18 protein-coding genes and 1 tRNA gene are annotated in these 18,616 nt (G+C 41.0%); 14 read left to right on the forward strand and 5 right to left on the reverse strand.

The annotated features are described in order from the left end of the window. Position 1: 1 nt before the first annotated feature. The 3 genes from hisC to hisG are packed head-to-tail and all read right to left on the reverse strand — an operon-like array spanning position 2 to position 3,193. Positions 2-1,048 carry a histidinol-phosphate transaminase gene (gene hisC / locus AAFF35_RS04405; protein WP_342331190.1) on the reverse strand — a complete coding sequence of 349 codons (1,047 nt, stop codon included), beginning with the start codon at positions 1,046-1,048 and terminating at the stop codon, positions 2-4. Between the two features lies 1 nt (position 1,049). Beyond that, positions 1,050-2,336, reverse strand: a complete 1,287-nt coding sequence (gene hisD / locus AAFF35_RS04410) for a histidinol dehydrogenase (RefSeq protein ID WP_342331191.1) — start codon at positions 2,334-2,336, stop codon at positions 1,050-1,052. A 5-nt stretch (positions 2,337-2,341) separates the two neighbouring features. Next, positions 2,342-3,193, reverse strand: a complete 852-nt coding sequence (gene hisG, locus AAFF35_RS04415) for an ATP phosphoribosyltransferase (RefSeq protein ID WP_074609573.1) — start codon at positions 3,191-3,193, stop codon at positions 2,342-2,344. A 290-nt stretch (positions 3,194-3,483) separates the two neighbouring features. On the opposite strand from hisG, the gene AAFF35_RS04420 reads away from it, so the two are divergent. From AAFF35_RS04420 to AAFF35_RS04485, 14 genes are all read left to right on the forward strand, one after another. Then, positions 3,484-5,061 (forward strand): L,D-transpeptidase family protein, encoded by a 1,578-nt coding sequence (locus AAFF35_RS04420; RefSeq protein ID WP_342331192.1) that lies wholly within the window; start codon positions 3,484-3,486, stop codon positions 5,059-5,061. A 21-nt stretch (positions 5,062-5,082) separates the two neighbouring features. Next, the gene (locus AAFF35_RS04425; RefSeq protein ID WP_342331193.1) at positions 5,083-7,128 is read left to right on the forward strand and encodes a BatA domain-containing protein; all 2,046 of its coding nucleotides are present in this window, start codon (positions 5,083-5,085) and stop codon (positions 7,126-7,128) included. Continuing rightward, entirely contained in the window at positions 7,125-8,387 is a 1,263-nt protein-coding gene (locus tag AAFF35_RS04430) for a dihydroorotase (RefSeq protein ID WP_342331194.1), read from the forward strand. The genes AAFF35_RS04425 and AAFF35_RS04430 overlap by 4 nt, the downstream gene beginning before the upstream one ends. Beyond that, complete coding sequence (locus AAFF35_RS04435; RefSeq protein ID WP_342331195.1) at positions 8,380-9,051, forward strand: hypothetical protein; 672 nt, start codon at positions 8,380-8,382, stop codon at positions 9,049-9,051. The genes AAFF35_RS04430 and AAFF35_RS04435 overlap by 8 nt, the downstream gene beginning before the upstream one ends. A gap of 22 nt (positions 9,052-9,073) precedes the next feature. Further along, complete coding sequence (locus AAFF35_RS04440; RefSeq protein WP_342331196.1) at positions 9,074-9,637, forward strand: DUF4199 domain-containing protein; 564 nt, start codon at positions 9,074-9,076, stop codon at positions 9,635-9,637. Positions 9,638-9,725: 88 nt separating this feature from the next. Beyond that, positions 9,726-10,679, forward strand: coding sequence for a glycosyltransferase family 2 protein (locus AAFF35_RS04445; RefSeq protein ID WP_342331197.1), 954 nt, complete (start codon positions 9,726-9,728; stop codon positions 10,677-10,679). Between the two features lie 3 nt (positions 10,680-10,682). Continuing rightward, positions 10,683-11,651, forward strand: coding sequence for a glycosyltransferase (locus AAFF35_RS04450; RefSeq protein ID WP_342331198.1), 969 nt, complete (start codon positions 10,683-10,685; stop codon positions 11,649-11,651). Then, positions 11,648-12,436, forward strand: coding sequence for a hypothetical protein (locus AAFF35_RS04455; protein WP_342331199.1), 789 nt, complete (start codon positions 11,648-11,650; stop codon positions 12,434-12,436). Before AAFF35_RS04450 ends, AAFF35_RS04455 begins: the two co-directional genes overlap by 4 nt. Positions 12,437-12,445: 9 nt before the next feature. Then, positions 12,446-13,978 (forward strand): GH3 auxin-responsive promoter family protein, encoded by a 1,533-nt coding sequence (locus AAFF35_RS04460; protein WP_342331200.1) that lies wholly within the window; start codon positions 12,446-12,448, stop codon positions 13,976-13,978. Further along, complete coding sequence (locus tag AAFF35_RS04465; RefSeq protein ID WP_342331201.1) at positions 13,975-15,126, forward strand: 1-deoxy-D-xylulose-5-phosphate reductoisomerase; 1,152 nt, start codon at positions 13,975-13,977, stop codon at positions 15,124-15,126. The genes AAFF35_RS04460 and AAFF35_RS04465 overlap by 4 nt, the downstream gene beginning before the upstream one ends. Before the next feature lie 38 nt (positions 15,127-15,164). Then, positions 15,165-16,499, forward strand: coding sequence for an RIP metalloprotease RseP (gene rseP / locus AAFF35_RS04470; RefSeq protein ID WP_342331202.1), 1,335 nt, complete (start codon positions 15,165-15,167; stop codon positions 16,497-16,499). 5 nt (positions 16,500-16,504) lie between these two features. After that, complete coding sequence (hscB, locus tag AAFF35_RS04475; protein ID WP_342331203.1) at positions 16,505-17,041, forward strand: Fe-S protein assembly co-chaperone HscB; 537 nt, start codon at positions 16,505-16,507, stop codon at positions 17,039-17,041. An 80-nt stretch (positions 17,042-17,121) separates the two neighbouring features. Then, positions 17,122-17,406 (forward strand): DUF3817 domain-containing protein, encoded by a 285-nt coding sequence (locus AAFF35_RS04480; protein WP_342331204.1) that lies wholly within the window; start codon positions 17,122-17,124, stop codon positions 17,404-17,406. Positions 17,407-17,467: 61 nt separating this feature from the next. Further along, positions 17,468-17,547: transfer RNA gene (locus tag AAFF35_RS04485), tRNA-Leu, on the forward strand. Positions 17,548-17,591: 44 nt separating this feature from the next. Here the strand turns inward: AAFF35_RS04485 and AAFF35_RS04490 are convergent. Continuing rightward, on the reverse strand, positions 17,592-17,978 hold the full coding sequence (locus AAFF35_RS04490) for a hypothetical protein (protein ID WP_342331205.1): 387 nt from the start codon (positions 17,976-17,978) through the stop codon (positions 17,592-17,594). 189 nt (positions 17,979-18,167) lie between these two features. After that, positions 18,168-18,578, reverse strand: a complete 411-nt coding sequence (locus tag AAFF35_RS04495) for a nuclear transport factor 2 family protein (RefSeq protein ID WP_342331206.1) — start codon at positions 18,576-18,578, stop codon at positions 18,168-18,170. Positions 18,579-18,616 lie beyond the last annotated feature (38 nt).

Below are 18,616 nucleotides of genomic sequence, written 5' to 3' on the forward strand. Positions count from 1 at the left end.
TTTAGTGGTTAAGCGATTTTAAGGCTTCTAAGAGAATTTGGTTTTCCTGGGTGGTTCCTATCGTGATTCTAAGGCATCCTTCACAAAGGGTTACTTTAGAACGGTCTCTGACAATGATGCCTTGTTCTACCAATGCGTCGTAAGTTTTTAACGCATCAATGACTTCAATTAGTATAAAGTTGGCATCCGAAGGGTAAACTTTTTTCACGAGTGGGAGCTGGGCTAATTCCTGGCTCAGGCTGTCTCTTTCTGAGACGGTTACCTTGATCCATTCGTTTACCTGTCCGATGTTTTCCAGCGCCTTTAAAGCAAGGTCTTGTGTTGCCTGATTGATGTTGTAAGGTGGTTTTACCTTATTAAGGATATCAATTACCGGACGGGCGGCAAAAGCCATTCCCAAACGAAGTGCGGCAAGTCCCCAGGCTTTAGAAAATGTTTGCAAAATAACCAGGTTAGGATACTCCGTTAGTTCCGGAATAAAGGTCCTTTGTTTTGCGTAATTGATATAGGCTTCGTCAATGATGACCAGGCCGTTAAAATTGGCTAAAACTGTTTCTATGTCAGTCCGGATAATGGAGTTTCCGGTCGGATTGTTTGGCGAGCAGATGAAGATCAGTTTCGTGTTTTCGTCGATTGCCTCAGCTACCTTTTCCAGGTCCAGCTGGAAGCTTGGAAGCAGGTTTACTTTGCGGACTTCAACATTGTTGATATTGGCTGAAACTTCGTACATGCCATAAGTTGGAGGAAGAATGATCACATTGTCTTTTCCTGGTTCGCAAAAGGCGCGAAACAGAAGGTCAATGGCTTCATCGCTTCCATTTCCAAGGAAGGTGTTTTCTATCGGTACGCCTTTGATTTTACTCAGCGCATCTTTAAGGTCGAGCTGTAAGGGATCAGGGTATCTGTTGAAATTCTGATCCAGCGGAGAGCCATATCCATTCTCGTTTGCATCTAAAAAAACGCTTGCTTGTCCTTTATATTCATCTCTCGCGGTAGAGTAAGGGCGGAGATTTTTGATGTTTTCCCGTTGTAAGTTATTGATATCCATCTTATGATTTTAAACGAATAGTGATTGCATTCTTGTGTGCCTGCAGGCCTTCGGCTTGCGCCAGGACTTCTACAGTACGTCCTATATTGGTTAAACCCTGTTCGGTGATGTGCTGAAAGGTGATCTTTTTAAGGAAAGAATCCAGAGATACTCCTGAATAAGCTTTAGCAAAACCACTGGTGGGGAGGGTATGGTTGGTTCCTGAAGCATAATCTCCGGCACTCTCCGGAGTCAGGTTGCCCAGAAATACCGAGCCTGCATTGTAGATTAGAGGTATAAGTGACTCAAAACCTGTTGTTGATAAGATCAGGTGTTCCGGAGCATAGGCGTTGCTGAAGGCCATTCCCTGTTCCAGATTGTCTACCAGTACCGCATAAGAGTTTTCAATTGCTTTTGCAGCAATGTCTTTTCTTGGAAGGTCCTGAATTTGCAATTCAATCTGTTTTAGGGTATTTTCTATGATTGCTTTGGATGTAGCCACCAGGATGGTCTGGCTATCTGTTCCATGTTCTGCCTGCGCCAGTAAATCTGAAGCGATGTAAGCTGGGTTAGCAGTCTCATCTGCAAGCACTAAAACTTCTGAAGGACCTGCTGGCATGTCAATGGCCGTCATGGTGGTTGATTGGATAAATTGCTTCGCCTGAGTCACATAACGGTTTCCCGGTCCAAAGATTTTGTATACTTTAGGTACACTTTCTGTCCCGTAGGCCATGGCAGCAACGGCTTGAGCGCCACCAACCAGATAAATCCGGTCTATGCCTAGCTTTAAGGCGCAATAGGCAAGGTAGCAATTGGTCTTTCCATCCTTTTGGGGAGGAGAGCAAACTACAATTTCTTTACATCCTGCTAAAACTGCAGGGATACCGAGCATGAGGAAGGTGCTGGGTAAAACGGCTGTTCCACCAGGAATATAAAGTCCTACACGCTCTATTGCCCTTGATTCGCGCCAGCAGGTCACGCCTGGCATGGTCTCGATCTTGTTTTCTGAGTTGGCCTGTGCGGCGTGGAAGGCTTTAATATTAGAATATGCGGTGTCAATGGCTTCCTTTTCTGCTGAAGCAATCTCTGCCGCAATGCTTTCGATTTCTGCTCTCCCGAGGTAGAGTTGTGTTAAGGATACCTGGTCAAACTGTAGCGCATAATCCCGCAAGGCGATGTCACCCTCCGCTTTTACCCGTTCTACGATGTTCTTCACACGATCCTGGATGCTGCTATCGTCTTCGAGTTGTCTTAAACAGATTTCTTCAATTTGCTGTTTAGATAAGTCGTTATAACTGTAGGTTTTCATTATATCTAAGCGATTATTTTTTCAATTGGCATCACTACGATCCCTTGTGCACCGGCAGCTTTCAGGCTATTGATCTTTTCCCAGAAGTCGTGCTCTGCAATAACAGAATGAACGGCAACCCATTCTTCATCGAATAATGGTACTACGGTTGGGCTTTTCACTCCGGGCAACAGATCTACTACTTTTTTAAGATTGGTTTTTGCCACATTCAGGACCACATATTTAGTCTCTTTGGCGCGTAAAACAGAAAGGATTCTTTGTAAGAGCTCCTGAACTTCCGGCAACAACTCTGAACCTTTACTTCCGATCAGAACGGCTTCAGATTTCATCACTTCCGAAAAGGGTTTCAATCCATTGCTTTTTAAGGTTCCGCCGGTAGAAACGATGTCGCAAATGGCATCACTTAATCCCAATCCCGGACCAATTTCTACAGAACCGGAGATCGTCCTGATGTCTGCATTGACATGATTTTCTTTGAGATATTTATCCAGAATTACCGGGTAAGAGGTGGCGATGGCTTTGCCTTCCAACTGAGCGATCTCTGTGATTCTGCTTTCATTAGGAATGGCGATCTTCAAGGTGCATTTTCCGAAGCCTAGTTTCTGAAGATAGGTCACTTCAGCGCCAGCTTCTACAATGACATTTTCGCCTACAATACCCAGGTCGGCTATGCCATCCTGAACGTATTCCGGAATGTCATCATCTCTCAGAAAAAGAATCTCTAAAGGAAAATTGGTAACGGTGGATATAAGGGAGCTTTTGTAGTTCTCAAATGATAAACCACAATTTTTAAGAATCTCTACTGATTTTTCGTTTAGCCTGCCAGATTTCTGGATAGCAATTTTAAGTGTTTTCAATTATGCTGTGTTGAAATTTGTTGATTATTGGACAAGAAGATAGTTCCGAAACAAGTTTTGAAGTACAAAACATTACATATACATCGCCGACAGGCGATGGTGCAAATGTAAGTGATGGTTCAAAATTTGATTCATAATTCTATTTAAGTCCTTAATCAACAATGACTAGCATGCTGAGGAGCTGCAAATATATAGATACAATTTGCAAATCAAAATATATATGGCATTTTATTTGATTATATCGCTTCAATAAATATAATTAACATCTAGTTTTGCAAAAAAATACCATCTTGAAAAAAGCGTTACTCTTATTGATCCCCTTTTGTTTACTGTTAAATGCCTGTTCCTGGTTTAAAGATACCCCTGAGGTAGGTCTAATTCTCTCAGAACATTTCGACAGAAAATTATATAAAGATTTTGACACTGCAGCCTATAATGTAGTGTTTAGGAAACACTATGACTCTTTAAAAGGTAAATTATCCAATCCTAATACCATTAAAAAGTTCTATGTGAACCATAATTACGAACCCCGTTTGGTGACTCAGTATTTTCCGATCGGTGCTTTGGATACACTGGAAGCGTATATCGGAAAAAGTGAAGATCATGGTTTTAATCCGGATAACTTTCGCCGGAAGCAGCTGGATGCGGCCTTAAAAGAGCTTGCGGGCGATAAATTCAAAAAAATTGAAGAAGTATATCCTGTAATTGCTGATCTGGAGCTGAATGCTGCGGAAGCATTGATCAAGTATGATAATTACATGAACTATGGGGTGGTCAACCCGCGGAAGCTCTTTTCCAGATATTATGTCCCGGTAAAACGCCCGGATAGTGCTAGTATGTCTGGTGTATTGGCCACCAAAGATCTGGGAAAGCTGCTGAAAGAGATTCAGCCTTCTTCGAAACAATACCTTGCACTTCAGCATAGATTGAATATCTTAAAAGCCGACGGTCATGGTAAAAGTGATCAGGCAAAAACAATCATGGTCAACATGGAACGTTTGAGGTGGAAGTTACCCGAGATGGGAAAGGAATACGTGGAAGTAAATATTCCTGATTTTTCACTCACCTGGTTTAATCAGGAAGATACGGTAAGCCATATGAAAGTATGTGTAGGTGGGAAAAGAGAAGAGGGATATGCGGAGAAGATCGCAAGATATGCGAAGACGGGAAATCTGGATGATAAGCCTAAGAACCACGAAACACCGATTTTATATAGTAAATTGAACTCTATTCAGGTAAATCCGGTATGGAATATTCCGGTGAGCATTGCCAGAAATGAAATCTATTGGATGGCACGTAAAGATCCTTACTACCTTTCCAATAGCAACATCAATGTTTATCGAAATGGAAAGCTCATTGGCGAACCTGATACCATTCAATGGAGCAATTATTCAAGAGAGAAGTTGCCCTATCAATTTAAACAAGGATCAGGAGATGGAAATGCTTTAGGGAAATTTAAATTCATCTTTGACAATGGATCCAGCATTTACCTGCACGATACCAATAATAAGAATGGATTTAACAAAGCCAACCGCGCGATTAGTCATGGTTGTGTACGTGTAGAAAAGCCATTGGAGTTTGCACAGAATCTGGTTCGCGACAAATATCAATACGATCAGCTGAGGATGGAAGTAAACCTTCCTCCCCTGGATACGAACAGGATGAATGCTTATAGAAAGAAACTGGCTAAAAAAGCTGATACGGTAAATTTATTTAAATTAAAACCTACCTGGTTTGGAACAAAAAAGCCTGTGCCATTGATTATCAACTACATTACGGCATGGTCTCAAAATGGAAACATCCAATTCAGACCAGATGTATATGGTTTAGATGAAACTTTATGGCTGGCTATGAAAAAATTCATGTAAAAGTTCTACCTTTGGTTTTTAATGAATTTCCTATACCCAGGTTTTCTTTTTGCACTGCTGGCAATAGCCATTCCTATTGCAATTCACTTATTTAATTTCAGGAAATTCAAGAAGGTATATTTTAGTAATGTACAATTCTTAAAGGAAGCCAAAGAACAGAACTCCTCCAGGGAAAAGCTAAAACATTTACTGGTTCTGATCAGCAGGATTTTTGCAGTCGTATTTTTGGTCTTTGCCTTTGCACGACCTTTTATTCCATTGTCAGCTACAGGAGAGCCGGGAAGAAGAAACCTGATTAGCATCTATATCGACAACTCCTATAGCATGGAGACGGTAAACAAGGAGGGGAATTTACTGGATGAAGCGAAAAGGAAGGCCAAAGAAATTGCGGCGGCTTATCAGCTGAATGATCAGTTCCAGCTCCTGACCAACGATTTTGAAGGGAAACATCAACGGGCAGTCAACAAAGAGGAGTTTATACAATTACTGGAGGAGTTGAAGATCTCGCCTGCAAGCAGAAGTCTGCAGCAGGTCGTCAACAGGCTGCAGCGGGAAAGCGGGGCGAACAGAAATCAGATCGCCTATTTGTTGTCCGATTTTCAGAAGAGCTTTGTAGGCATTCAGCCGATTGAGTCGGATAAAGACATCCGTTACTCACTGATTAAATTAAACGCGAATAGCCTTCCAAATATTTCTGTGGACAGCGTATGGAGCTTATCGCCTGTCCATCAGCCGAATCAGGCAGAGCAGTTCGTGGTTCAGCTTCACAACTACGGGGAAGAGGATGCTGCAGATATTCCTATAAAATTAACGATTAACCAGCAACAGAAGGCCATCAGCAATACAAAAGTCTCTGCCGGTAAATCAGTAAAAGACACTTTATCCTTTAGCGGATTACAAAAGGGATGGCAAAAAGGACTGCTTACAATTAAGGACTTTCCACTTACTTTTGATGATGCGCTGAATTTTAGTTTCCAGGTGAACACGGAAATGAACGTATTGAACATTAGTGGAGATCCTTCACAAAAATTCATTAAATCGCTGTTTGCTGCTGATCCTTATTTCAAGCTTAGCGAAATGCCGGAAGCCAATATCAAATATTCCAGCTTTTCTGATTACAGTTTGATTGTACTTAGCGGATTAAAACAACCGTCTTCCGGACTGGCTCAGCAATTGAAAAACTACGTGAAAAACGGCGGATCAGTAGTCATCTTCCCGGACCTCGATGCCAATGGTGCGATATATACCCCATTTCTAACCGCTTTATCTTTACCGGCGGTAAAACAACTCAATTCCGGACCAGCCATTACGAGTAGCATTGAATTGAAAGATCCTGTTTTCAAAGATGTATTTGATCAGGTGCCTTCCAATATGGATCTTCCGGTGGTGACCCGTTATTTCAGTTATCTGGAAAAGAATGCCGGAGGAAAACAAGGCATTCTACAATTGCCTTTGGGTCAGTTTCTTTTCGCAAGATATCCTTCCGGAGCGGGATCCATGTATTTGTCGGCCAGCTCACTGGATCCCAAAGACGGGAACCTGTCCAGACATCCGGTATTTGTACCAATGATGTTTAAAATTGCTTTCTCAAGCCTCAAGGAACAGCCTTTGTATTATACTTCAGGAGAAAGTGACCTGCTGGAACATCAGAAGATTTCTTTAGGAGCGAATCAATCCTTAACCTTAAAATCTGATGGGGTAGAAGTCATCCCTGAAGTCAGACAAATACCTGGGAAAACGCTATTGTACGTTGCCGATCAGATCCGGAAGTCCGGTTTCTACGATTTAAAGAAAGCAGATTCTGTATTGGCAGTCGTGGCCTTCAACGACAACAGGAAAGAATCTGATATGCATTATGCCACAGATCAAAACCTGACCGATTTATTCGGCAAACAAAAGATTGCGCTTTACAATTCTCAGAAAGATGCTTTGTCCTTAAATATCCAGGCAAAAAATAACAGCATAGAGTTATGGAAACTTTGCCTAATTTTGGCTGTTGTTTTTTTAGCCATTGAAATACTATTGATCCGATTTTTTAATAAAACAAAAAACATACAAACACCATGAATCTTCTCATCACTGGCGTAACTATTGCCGACCCAAACAGCCAGTTCAATCAAAAAACTTGTGATGTACGTGTAGAACAGGGCAAGATTACTGCTATTGGGAATAACCTGAACCCTGCAAACAAGGAAGAAGTTTTTGATGGAACCGGTGCAATCTTATCTCCGGGATTCTTCGACCTGAACTGCTCCATTGGGGATCCGGGTTTTGAAACCAAGGAAGATATAGAAACGGCAACCAAAGCTGCTATGTCCGGAGGTTTTACCGGCCTGGCCGTTTTACCGCATACCAAACCAGTGGTTCATTCTAAGGGAGAGGTGGCCTATATCATCAATAAAGCAAAGGGAAACCTGGTAGATGTATTGCCTGTAGGGGCAGTAAGTCATGACCTGGAAGGTAAAGAACTGGCAGAAATGTACGACATGCAGCAATCCGGAGCTGTTGCTTTCTCTGATGGCAGCAAGCCGATTACAGACGATGGTTTCATGAGCCGTGCATTGCAATATGTAAAAGGCTTCAATGGCCTGATGATGGTGCATCCTGAAAATAAATCCATAGCCGGAAAATCGCAGATCAATGAAAGTAAGACCAGTGTATTACTGGGCATGAAGGGGGTTCCTGCATTGGCGGAAGAAATGCACATCAGCAGAGATATTTTTCTGGCAACTTATCATGATGCGCCGCTACACATCAGCAACATTACTACTGCAGGATCAGTGGCATTGATCAAAAGAGCAAAAAAGGATGGAGTAAAGATCAGCTGTGATGTCGCTGCACATTACCTGGTGTTTACAGAAGAATTGTTGAACGATTTCGACAGCAACTATAAAGTGAAACCTCCTTTGCGCGGTAAGTCTGATACAAAAGCATTGTTAAATGGTTTAAAAGACGGAACTATTGATGCGGTATGCTCACAACACCGTCCACAGGAGATCGAATTTAAAGCGGTAGAATTTGAAATCGCTTCTTATGGCATCATCGCCCTGCAAACGGTTTTACCTTTACTGATCAAAGCCGGCCTGGATGCGACTCAGATTGCAGAGAAACTTTCCATCAATCCCCGCAAATTATTAAACCTTCCTGTCCCTGTGATTGCAGAAAATGAAACGGCCAATTTTACGGTTTATCATCCGGCAAAGGAATGGGAATACAATAGCACTAACAATCAATCAAAATCGGCAAATTCACCGCTTTTGAATAAAAAATTAACCGGTAAAGTTCAACTGGTATATAACAACAAACAATTACAAGCATATGGATAATCATGTAAGAACAGCGCTAATTGCGTCGTTAGATAAATTTGCTGCGGTATCTGGAAAAGATTCCATCAAATTAGAAGAAGGGTTGATCGAAGTATTTAGTAAGGATCTTGGCTTCCTTGAAAAAGTGGAGGAATTCGATGAGGTGTTTAACGACTATCCGGCTTTTGAGGAATTAAGAGAAGTTTTCTTTGACTTGCTGATGATCAATTTCTTCGCCAATGACGTGAAGAAACTGGAAGAAGATTACCTGGAATCGGATGAATGGGCAGATATTGAAGAGGAGACGATCGAAAGAGGTACAGAGCTTTTAAACCTGTTGTTGTACATCAACGAATGTCATGATGAGCGCATTAAGCCAGAGCTGGGCGACTTCCTGAAGGAATTTTTATTGGTAGAAGAAGATGAGTTCCAGGATGAATTCCATATCTATGAAGACCTGATCAGCAACCAGAACCTGGTAGAAAGCAGCATCGAAGACATCTGTAGTCATGTTGGAATGATCGAAATAGGAGAAGAAATGGAAGATTTATTTATTCCTTTCATGGCCTTCTTCCATCAGCCAAAAGAGAGCGAGCAGGTGATTATCGATTTGCAGGAATTTAGCCCGAACAAAGAGTTTGATGTTGCAGTTTATACGTTAATTGCTAATTTTAACAAAAACTAACCATTCATCAATTCAAAAGAACATGAAAGAAACAGCGACTCTTAACCAGCTATCAGCAAAAAATGGTGTCATTATCGCCATTGTGATTGTGGTACTTTCCTTAGTCACTCATTTTATCAACCCATTAATGCCTTATACGAACTTCTGGTTCCAGATCGGGATGTTTGTGCTTTGTATCGGCCTGCTAGTGTATTCTGGCAAGTCTGTCAGGACTGAATTGGGAGGGTACTGGAGTTTTGGTGATGCTTTCAAATCATTTCTGATCATTGCGCTTATTCTTACGGCAGCGACTACACTTTATAACATTTTGTTAATGACTGTTATAGATCCGGGACTTTCGGCCAAAGCTGCATCAGCAATGGAGGAAAGTCAGCGAGCGATGATGAGCAAAATGGGAATGTCTGATGAACAGGTCGATGAGGCATTGGCAAAAGCAGGAAGTATGGAAGAGAAGCTAAGGATTACGCCTAAAAATATCATCACCAGCTTTGGTGTAGGTTTGGCAATTTATAGTGTAATTGCCCTGATCCTTGCTGCTATTCTTAAAAGAAATCCTCCTCTTTTTAAAACAGGAGTTGAAGAGTAATTCTAATACAATAATATTGCAGCGTGCAGTTTTATCATTTTATTTGATGAAATTTGCACGTTGCTTTTTTTTAGCACGTTATTAAGTCATGGATATTTCTATTGTAGTTCCTTTATATAATGAAGACGAGTCTCTTCCTGAGCTGACTTCCTGGATTGCCAAGGTAATGGCAGAAAATAACTTTTCTTATGAAATCCTGTTTGTCGATGATGGAAGTACCGATAATTCATGGTCTGTAATTGAGGATTTGAAAACTCAGTTCGATGCGGTAAAAGGGATTAAATTCAGAAGGAATTACGGCAAATCAGCTGCCCTGAATGTTGCTTTCGAAGCAGCACAGGGAGATGTAGTGATCACCATGGATGCAGATTTACAGGACAGCCCGGATGAAATTCCGGAGTTGTTCCGCAGAATTAAGGAAGAGAAGCTGGACATCATCTCCGGATGGAAAAAGAAACGCTACGATCCGATCACGAAGACCATTCCTACTAAATTATTCAATGCAGCCACAAGAAAGATGTCGGGAATTCAACTGAACGATTTCAATTGCGGGCTAAAAGCATACCGTCATGACGTGGTGAAAACCATTGAAGTGTACGGGGAAATGCACCGTTATATTCCTGTAATTGCCAAATGGGCCGGTTTCAAAAAAATCGGTGAGCAGGTGGTAGAACACAGGGCCAGAAAATACGGGGTGACTAAATTCGGACTCAGCCGTTTTATCAATGGTTTCCTGGATTTGTTATCAATCTTCTTTGTTGGCAAGTTTGGGAAAAGACCCATGCACTTTTTTGGTTCGTTGGGTGTATTGAGCTTCCTGCTTGGAACTTTTATGGCTTTATGGCTGATTGGAGAGAAACTCTACCATATTGCCATGCTGATCCCATATAAAAGAGATGTGACCGACCAGCCCTTATTTTATATTGCATTAGTGGCCATTATACTGGGATCACAACTTTTCCTTACCGGATTTGTAGCGGAACTCGTGACACGTAATGCACCCGAAAGAAATGCTTATCTGATAGAAAAGGAGATCTCTTAATTCATGTTTTTCTCTATAATTATACCACTTTATAACCGCCCTCAGGAAATAGATGAGTTACTGAAAACATTAACCCATCAGAGCTATACACAGTTTGAGGTGCTGGTCATCGAAGATGGGTCTACCAATGATGCAAAGGCGATTGTACAGAAATATGAACAATTACTGGATGTGAAATATTTCTTTAAGCCCAATGAAGGACAAGGCTTTGCCAGAAATTATGGCTTTGAAAGGGCTAAAGGTGACTATTTCGTTATTTTTGACTCCGACTGCCTGATTCCGGAAGATTACCTGGAGCTTGTCAAGAACTACCTGTTTGAGCATCACCTGGATGCTTACGGCGGTCCGGATGCGGCACATGAGACTTTTACTCCTGTACAAAAAGCCATCAGCTATGCCATGACCTCCCCGTTTACCACCGGAGGAATCAGAGGCAATAAAAAACACATCGGGCAATTCCATCCCCGAAGCTTCAATATGGGGGTGTCCCGCGAAGTTTATGAAAAAGTCGGTGGATTTATCCTCACCCGTTTAGGGGAGGATATTGAATATAGCATCAGGATTCACGAGAATGGATTTAAAATTGGTTTAATTCCTGCAGCTAAAGTTTTTCACAAAAGAAGGACGAGTTTTAGTCAGTTTTATAAACAACTGCACTTTTTCGGAAGAGCAAGGATCAATATTTACAAACATTTTCCTTCCGAGTTGAAATTAGTACATTTTTTTCCGGCAGCATTCAGCTGTTTTGTCTTATTTAGTGTATTAATGAACATCTTATGGCCAACTTTGGCTTATATCTGTGATTTTATATTATTGGTATACTTTGTGATGATCTTTTTTCATTCCTGGCAAGTCAATAAGTCAGTAAAGGTTGCTTTTTTTAGTATAATTGCATCGTTTATTCAACTAACCGCTTATGGGTTAGGGTTTATGCAAGATTTTTTTAAGCGTGTAGTATTTAAACAACAATGATAAATTTTTTAAAGGAGAGTACATTTACAGTGAATGAGGTAATTGTCAAAGCATGGGCGGTTACCAGAAGGAATTACTTCTCTATCGCTACACTATGCTTTTTAATGTTCATCACCTCTAATGCATCAGGTTTGATGGCATTTTTTCTGAAAGATGTGAATAAAGGTCTGAGTGCGCTAATGGCACTGGTTTTTATCATGTTCTATTTCACGATCAACCTTTCTCTTTTTCGTTATATTTTCCATTTACTGGATGATGAAGAACGTGATGTGAGCATCGTGAGTACCATTCCGACCAAGCGGCAAATTATTAAATTCCTGATTGGAATGTTGTATTTCATCCTTTGCATCGCAGGGGTGTATACGGTAGTCATTCTTCTTGCTTTTCCTTTTATTTATACGGGAATCAGAATGGAGATCATTACCAATATTGCGATTTCTATCGGGATCATCGCCATGTTTATTACCTGGGTAAGGATTTCTTTTTATCCATTCTTTATCCTTGATAAGAATCTTGCACCTTTTGCATCGATTAAATATAGTCTGGCTACTACAAGAGGGAATTTTACCAAGATCTTATTGCTGTTATTGATATTGGGGAGTTTTTACCTGTTATGCATGTTCTTTGGTTATATCAAATGGCCGATCATTGCTTTCCTTTTAAATATTCTAAGCTCTTTTATCATTGTTCCTTTATCGAGTGTTGCCCTGACTATTGCTTATCGCAAAATGGTAAGTGAATACAAAGGCGAAGGAGAACCAGACATTTTACACAATATAGTTTAAAACGCGTTTATGGGATTAAAAGCGGCATTAAGTAAACCGTTTGCTGCTCTTGTTGTTAAGGGCATCAATAAATGGAAAAAAAATGCAGTAGGTGCTCAGCAGACCATTCTGGTACAACTCATCGACTCCGCAAAGGATACTGCTTTTGGTAAAGATCATGATTTCGGAAACATCCGGAATTATGAAGACTTTAAGAAAAACGTACCTATCAGGGATTATGAAGGCTTGAGGTCTTATATCGACAGGGTAGTGGAAGGCGAGGCCGACGTGATGTGGAAGGGGAAACCGGAATACTTTGCCAAGACTTCAGGCACAACCTCGGGTGTCAAATACATTCCGATTTCTAAGGAATCTATGCCGGAGCATATTAAAGCTGCCAGAAATGCCTTGTTAACTTATATCCATGAAACGGGCAAAGTGAAGTTCATCAATGGGAAAATGATCTTTTTACAGGGAAGTCCGGTGATGCATAAAAAGAACGGCATCAATGTAGGCCGTTTATCCGGTATCGTTGCCCATCTTGTTCCTAAATATTTGCAGAAAAACCGTTTGCCTTCTTATGAAACCAATTGCATTGAAGATTGGGAAGAAAAGGTAGATGCGATTGTTTCAGAAACTTTTCATCAGAACATGACTTTGATCTCGGGGATTCCACCTTGGGTACAAATGTATTTTGACAAGCTTGCCGAGAAATCCGGCGGAAAAAAAATCAAAGATATCTTTCCTGAATTTAGCCTCTTCGTTTATGGCGGGGTAAATTACGAACCTTATCGTGCGAAGATAGAAGAGAGCATTGGAAGGAAGATTGATGCAATTGAAACTTATCCTGCTTCAGAAGGATTTATCGCTTATCAGGATAGTCAGCAGGATAAAAGCTTATTGCTGTTGGCAAAAGCAGGTATGTTTTATGAGTTTATTCCTGCAGATGAATATTATAATGAAAATCCAACACGTTTAAGTCTGGCAGAAGTAGAGCTGGAGCAAAATTATGCTTTGATTCTGAATACGAATGCCGGATTATGGGGTTACAGCATTGGTGACACGGTTAAGTTTGTTTCCAAAGATCCTTATAAGATTATGGTAACGGGTAGAATTAAACATTTTATCTCCGCTTTTGGAGAACATGTGATTGGCGAGGAAGTAGAACATGCGTTGCTATCCGTGGCGAATGAAGAAGGTGTAGGTATCACCGAATTTACCGTGGCCCCACAAGTGAGTACCCCGCAGGGAGAATTGCCTTACCATGAATGGTTTGTGGAATTCTCGGCCGCCCCGAAAGACCTTCTTGCTTTTAGTAAAAAGGTAGATAAGGCTTTGCAAAAGAAGAATATTTACTATTTTGACCTCATTGAAGGAAAAATACTGCAACCTTTAATCATTCGTTCCCTTCAAAAAGATGCATTTGTAAGCTATATGAGGGGACAGGGTAAGCTCGGCGGACAAAATAAAGTTCCCCGTTTATCAAATGACAGGAAGATTGCGGATGATTTAAGTAGTTTTACAATTCGTCATAGGGACGAGCAACAAGAAGAATCTAATTGAAAAATATAGCTATACTAGGTGCTACGGGTTCTGTAGGAACTCAAGCCTTAGCTGTAATCCAGGCAAACCCGGGATTATACAAGGTTTCAGCACTAACCGCTCAATCGAATGCCGCATTGTTAATCAGTCAGGCGTTAACGTTCCTGCCGGATTTGGTGGTGATCGGTGATGAAAATCAATATCAGGCGGTAAAATCCGCATTGTCAGGAACTGTGATCCGCGTGTTGGCAGGAGAAGAAGCTTTATGTGAAGCCGCATCCTTAGCCGAGGTAGATATGGTGCTGACAGCGATTGTGGGTTCCGTAGGTTTACGACCAACTATAGCGGCTATAGAAGCAGGAAAAGAGATCGCCCTTGCGAACAAGGAAACACTTGTTGTAGCTGGAGATCTGATTACCCGGCTGGCCAAAAAATATGGGGTAAGTATCATTCCGGTAGATTCTGAACATTCGGCAATTTTTCAATGTCTGGTAGGCGAGGGGAATGAGTCGATTGAAAAGATTTACCTGACGGCATCCGGTGGCCCTTTCAGAGGAAAAGACCGGGAATTTTTGGCCAATGTGACTAAAGTCCAGGCTCTGAAACACCCGAACTGGGTGATGGGTGCCAAGATCACCATTGACTCTGCTTCCTTAATGAATAAAGGGTTGGAAGTGATCGAAGCCAAATGGTTGTTTGACCTGGAGGCTGATCAGATTGATGTGATCGTACATCCCCAATCGATCATCCATTCCATCGCACAGTTTAAAGACGGATCGATGAAAGCGCAAATGGGCGTTCCGGACATGAGACTGCCAATTCACTATGCTTTAGCCTATCCTCATAGAATAAGCAGCGACTTTAGGCGTTTTAACTTTCTGGACTATCCTGAACTGAGCTTTTATAAGGCGGATAACGATACTTTTAGAAATCTGGATCTGGCCTATGTTGCACTACGCAAAGGAGGAAACATGCCTTGCATCATTAATGCCGCAAATGAGGTGGTGGTTAATGCCTTTTTACAGGATCAGATCGGTTTTTTACAGATGAGTGATGTAATTGAACAATGCATGGAAGAAATTGCATTTATTGATGAACCAGGCCTGAATAATTATTTAGAAACGGATCATCATACGCGTATATTTGCCAATCAATTAGTAACAAAATAGAATTTTAACAATCAAAATAAAAACATTTAATATAAGATATGAGCGGATTGATTATGGCTGCCCAGTTACTTCTGGGGTTATCGATACTGGTAATTTTACACGAATTAGGACATTTTCTGGCGGCACGTGCCTTTGGGATTAAAGTGGAGAAGTTTTATTTGTTTTTTGATGCCTGGGGTGTCAAATTGTTTAGTTTCAAACGTGGTGATTGTGAATACGGAATAGGATGGTTGCCGCTTGGTGGCTATGTGAAAATTGCAGGGATGATCGATGAATCAATGGACACTGAGGCAATGAAACAACCGGCACAACCCTGGGAATTCAGGTCTAAACCAGCATGGCAACGTTTAATCGTGATGCTGGGCGGGGTAATCGTAAATATTGTAGTGGGTATTTTCATCTTCTGGATGATGACTTTCAAGTATGGGGAAACGTATATTCCAAATAGCTCTGTTCTTAATGGAATTAATCCGGGAGTAATCGGTAAAGAAATAGGCTTACAAAGAGGTGATAGGGTAATTGCCGTAAATGGTAAGAAAGTGATCCGCTTTGAGGAGCTGATCAGCTCGAAAGTATTACTGGGTAATACGACGCTGACGGTTGTTCGTGGTAACAAAACATTAGATGTTAAAGTTCCTGATAATATCCTGAACAAGGTTTCTGACCTTGGGATCGAAGAGTTTATCAGCAGGGTTCCTTTACTGAGTACTACAGTAGATAGCATTATCGCAGGGAAGGCTGCTGCTAAAGCCGGACTGCAAAAAGGAGATCAGATTTTGTTAGTTAACAATGTTCCGGTTAAGTCAAATGTAGATCTTAGGGAACAGCTTGAAAAATACAAAGGAAAAACAGCAGATTTTGCGGTAAACCGTGCCGGAAAAACAATAGATTATAAGATTCCTGTTGATACTGCAGGTACCATAGGCTTTGCTTTTAATATCAATGAGATTAAACAGGAAACCATTAAATACGGTTTCTTTGCAGCCTTACCTATCGGGATTGACCAGGCATGGAAAACATTCAGTGATAATGGTAAAGGAATCTGGAAAGTATTAACCGGAAAGATTAAAGCAAATAAAGCATTTTCAGGCCCTGTGGAGATCGCGCGTAAAGTTTACGGTGGTGAATGGATCTGGGCAAGATTCTGGGCTTCTACAGGCTTTATTTCGATTGCACTGGCATTTATGAACTTGTTGCCTATCCCTGCTTTAGATGGTGGTCACGTGATCTTCCTGTTGGTAGAAATGGTGAAAGGAAAACCACTTAGTGATAAATTCCTGGAACGTGCACAAATCGTAGGTTTCGTAATGTTGCTGGCATTGATGGTGTTTGTATTGGGGAATGACATCTTCAAAGCCTTCTTCAAAGCTTAAGGCAAATGACAGATTACTTTGAATTTTACGGTTTACCGGTAAGTTTCAACCCTGATGCAGGTTTGGTGAAAAAGAAGTTCTATGAGCTGAGCAAAAAGTATCATCCCGATTTTTATATTAATGCTTCTGATGAGAAGCAGGAAGAGGTCTTAGAGCTGAGTACGGTGAATAACAAAGCGTACCAGGTATTGAGCGATCCGCAAAAGAGATTACACTACATCCTGGAACTAAAAGGTCAGCTAACAGAGGGGGAGAACTATAAGCTTCCTCAGGACTTCCTGATGGAGATGATGAATGTAAACGAATCACTGATGGATTTACAATTTGACCCGGATGCAGAACGTTTAGCGGGGTTGAAGATTGAGGTAGATGGAATAGAAAAGGGATTAAGTGATAAAATCGCTGCGCTGACGACTTCATTTGAATCAGAGGATGCAGAAGGTCAGACTGATCTGCTGATCGCTATAAAGGATTTATATTACCGAAATAAGTACTTATACCGGATCCGGGAAAGTATCCATAAGGCCGAATCGGCCGCTTAGGTGTTAAAGCATTGTAAAAAAGCTGATTTCGGCTTTTTTACAATGCTTGTTTGAGGTACTTTTGCCATCAAATCACTTATATGACTACATTATCTATTTTTAGAAAAGTTGCTGTTGCTGAAGGGATCTCATATCTCTTGCTGTTGTTTGTCGCAATGCCATTGAAGTATTGGGCAGGAATGCCACTCGCTGTAAAATATACTGGCTGGGCGCATGGTTTGCTGTTTGTGATGTATATCGTGATTCTGATCATGGCATGGCAAGAATATAAATGGAAGTTTAGCAAGACTGTAATGATTGGAGCGGCTTCTTTGTTACCTTTTGCGCCGTTTATCGTGGATAAAAAGCTAAAAGAAGAAAAATAAAAATAATTGTTGCTAATTAGGATTGTGTTTTATACATTTGCAACCCGCTAACAAAGCAAATGCCCAGCTGGCGGAATTGGTAGACGCGCTGGTCTCAAACACCTGTGGGAAACCGTGCCGGTTCGACTCCGGCGCTGGGTACAAACCCCTTTCTAATCACTTAGAGAGGGGTTTTTGGTTTTTGTCTATTTTATAATGTGCCCCGCATCGCGTGGAAACGCAGATTTTAACAGCATAGCTGCATTATCTTTTGGTTTACCGGCTGCGGTTTCTTTGTCCTTTAACAGACGTTCAGTTTCTAGCAAAGAATAAGTATTACCTTCGATCTGAGATGATTTCCAACTCAAATCGATAGCCAGTCTTTCCATCTCCTTATTATAAGCCGAGGGAGTCATATGGCTCACATTATTTTGAAATTCTTCCTGTAATTGCTTTAATTGATTTGCTTCGTCGGCCGTAAATAAGTCGACATCGCATAATATGTCAGTGATCAATTGGAAATTGAAACCTTCCTGGATTTTGCGTTCGTCAATTTCCTTCCGTAATATGTAGCTATATGAGCTGAAATTCAATTACGGATCACATAGCTATATATTATAGATCATTTTGTAGTGTATTTTGAGCTGTATTTCATCTTGTAATGATCCGTAACTAAATCAAGGACATTATAAAAAATGGTTATCTCGGATCATTAGTTGATAGGAAACTGGCAAGGCGCTAACAATATACTAGCGCCTTTTAAACATTAGTGTTTATCTATTTTATAGAATTCGATCTTTTTCATCAATGGCCAGATCATTAATGCTTGCGAACCGTTTCTCCATTAGCCCGCATTTATCAAATTCCCAAAGCTCATTACCAAAGCTGCAGAACCATTGCCCTTGATGGTTATGCCATTCATATTGAAAGCGAACTGCTATACGGTTGTCAGTAAATGCCCAAAGTTCTTTTTTAAGCTTGTAGTTAAGTTCATTCTCCCACTTGTTTGCTAAAAACACTTTGACTTCTTCACGGCCTGAGATAAATTCCGACCGATTGCGCCATTCTGTATTAAGGGTATAAGCCATGCATATTACTTCAGGATTGCGGCTATTCCATGCGCGCTCTGCAAGCATAACTTTCTTCACCGCGGAATCGTAGTTAAACGGTGGTACTGGGTTTTTAATTTCCATCAATCATTTGATTTATTTGTTATTTGAAAAAAGTCCGG

It is taken from the genome of Pedobacter sp. FW305-3-2-15-E-R2A2, assembly GCF_038446955.1.
GTDB lineage: Bacteria > Bacteroidota > Bacteroidia > Sphingobacteriales > Sphingobacteriaceae > Pedobacter.

Coding starts and splice junctions, on each gene's coding strand:
- hisC (WP_342331190.1), bottom strand. CDS start 1,048: ATGGATATCAATAACTTACAACGGGAAAACATCAAAAATCTCCGCCCT.
- hisD (WP_342331191.1), bottom strand. CDS start 2,336: ATGAAAACCTACAGTTATAACGACTTATCTAAACAGCAAATTGAAGAA.
- AAFF35_RS04425 (WP_342331193.1), top strand. CDS start 5,083: ATGAATTTCCTATACCCAGGTTTTCTTTTTGCACTGCTGGCAATAGCC.
- AAFF35_RS04430 (WP_342331194.1), top strand. CDS start 7,125: ATGAATCTTCTCATCACTGGCGTAACTATTGCCGACCCAAACAGCCAG.
- AAFF35_RS04435 (WP_342331195.1), top strand. CDS start 8,380: ATGGATAATCATGTAAGAACAGCGCTAATTGCGTCGTTAGATAAATTT.
- AAFF35_RS04440 (WP_342331196.1), top strand. CDS start 9,074: ATGAAAGAAACAGCGACTCTTAACCAGCTATCAGCAAAAAATGGTGTC.
- AAFF35_RS04445 (WP_342331197.1), top strand. CDS start 9,726: ATGGATATTTCTATTGTAGTTCCTTTATATAATGAAGACGAGTCTCTT.
- AAFF35_RS04450 (WP_342331198.1), top strand. CDS start 10,683: ATGTTTTTCTCTATAATTATACCACTTTATAACCGCCCTCAGGAAATA.
- AAFF35_RS04455 (WP_342331199.1), top strand. CDS start 11,648: ATGATAAATTTTTTAAAGGAGAGTACATTTACAGTGAATGAGGTAATT.
- AAFF35_RS04460 (WP_342331200.1), top strand. CDS start 12,446: ATGGGATTAAAAGCGGCATTAAGTAAACCGTTTGCTGCTCTTGTTGTT.
- rseP (WP_342331202.1), top strand. CDS start 15,165: ATGAGCGGATTGATTATGGCTGCCCAGTTACTTCTGGGGTTATCGATA.
- hscB (WP_342331203.1), top strand. CDS start 16,505: ATGACAGATTACTTTGAATTTTACGGTTTACCGGTAAGTTTCAACCCT.
- AAFF35_RS04480 (WP_342331204.1), top strand. CDS start 17,122: ATGACTACATTATCTATTTTTAGAAAAGTTGCTGTTGCTGAAGGGATC.
- AAFF35_RS04495 (WP_342331206.1), bottom strand. CDS start 18,578: ATGGAAATTAAAAACCCAGTACCACCGTTTAACTACGATTCCGCGGTG.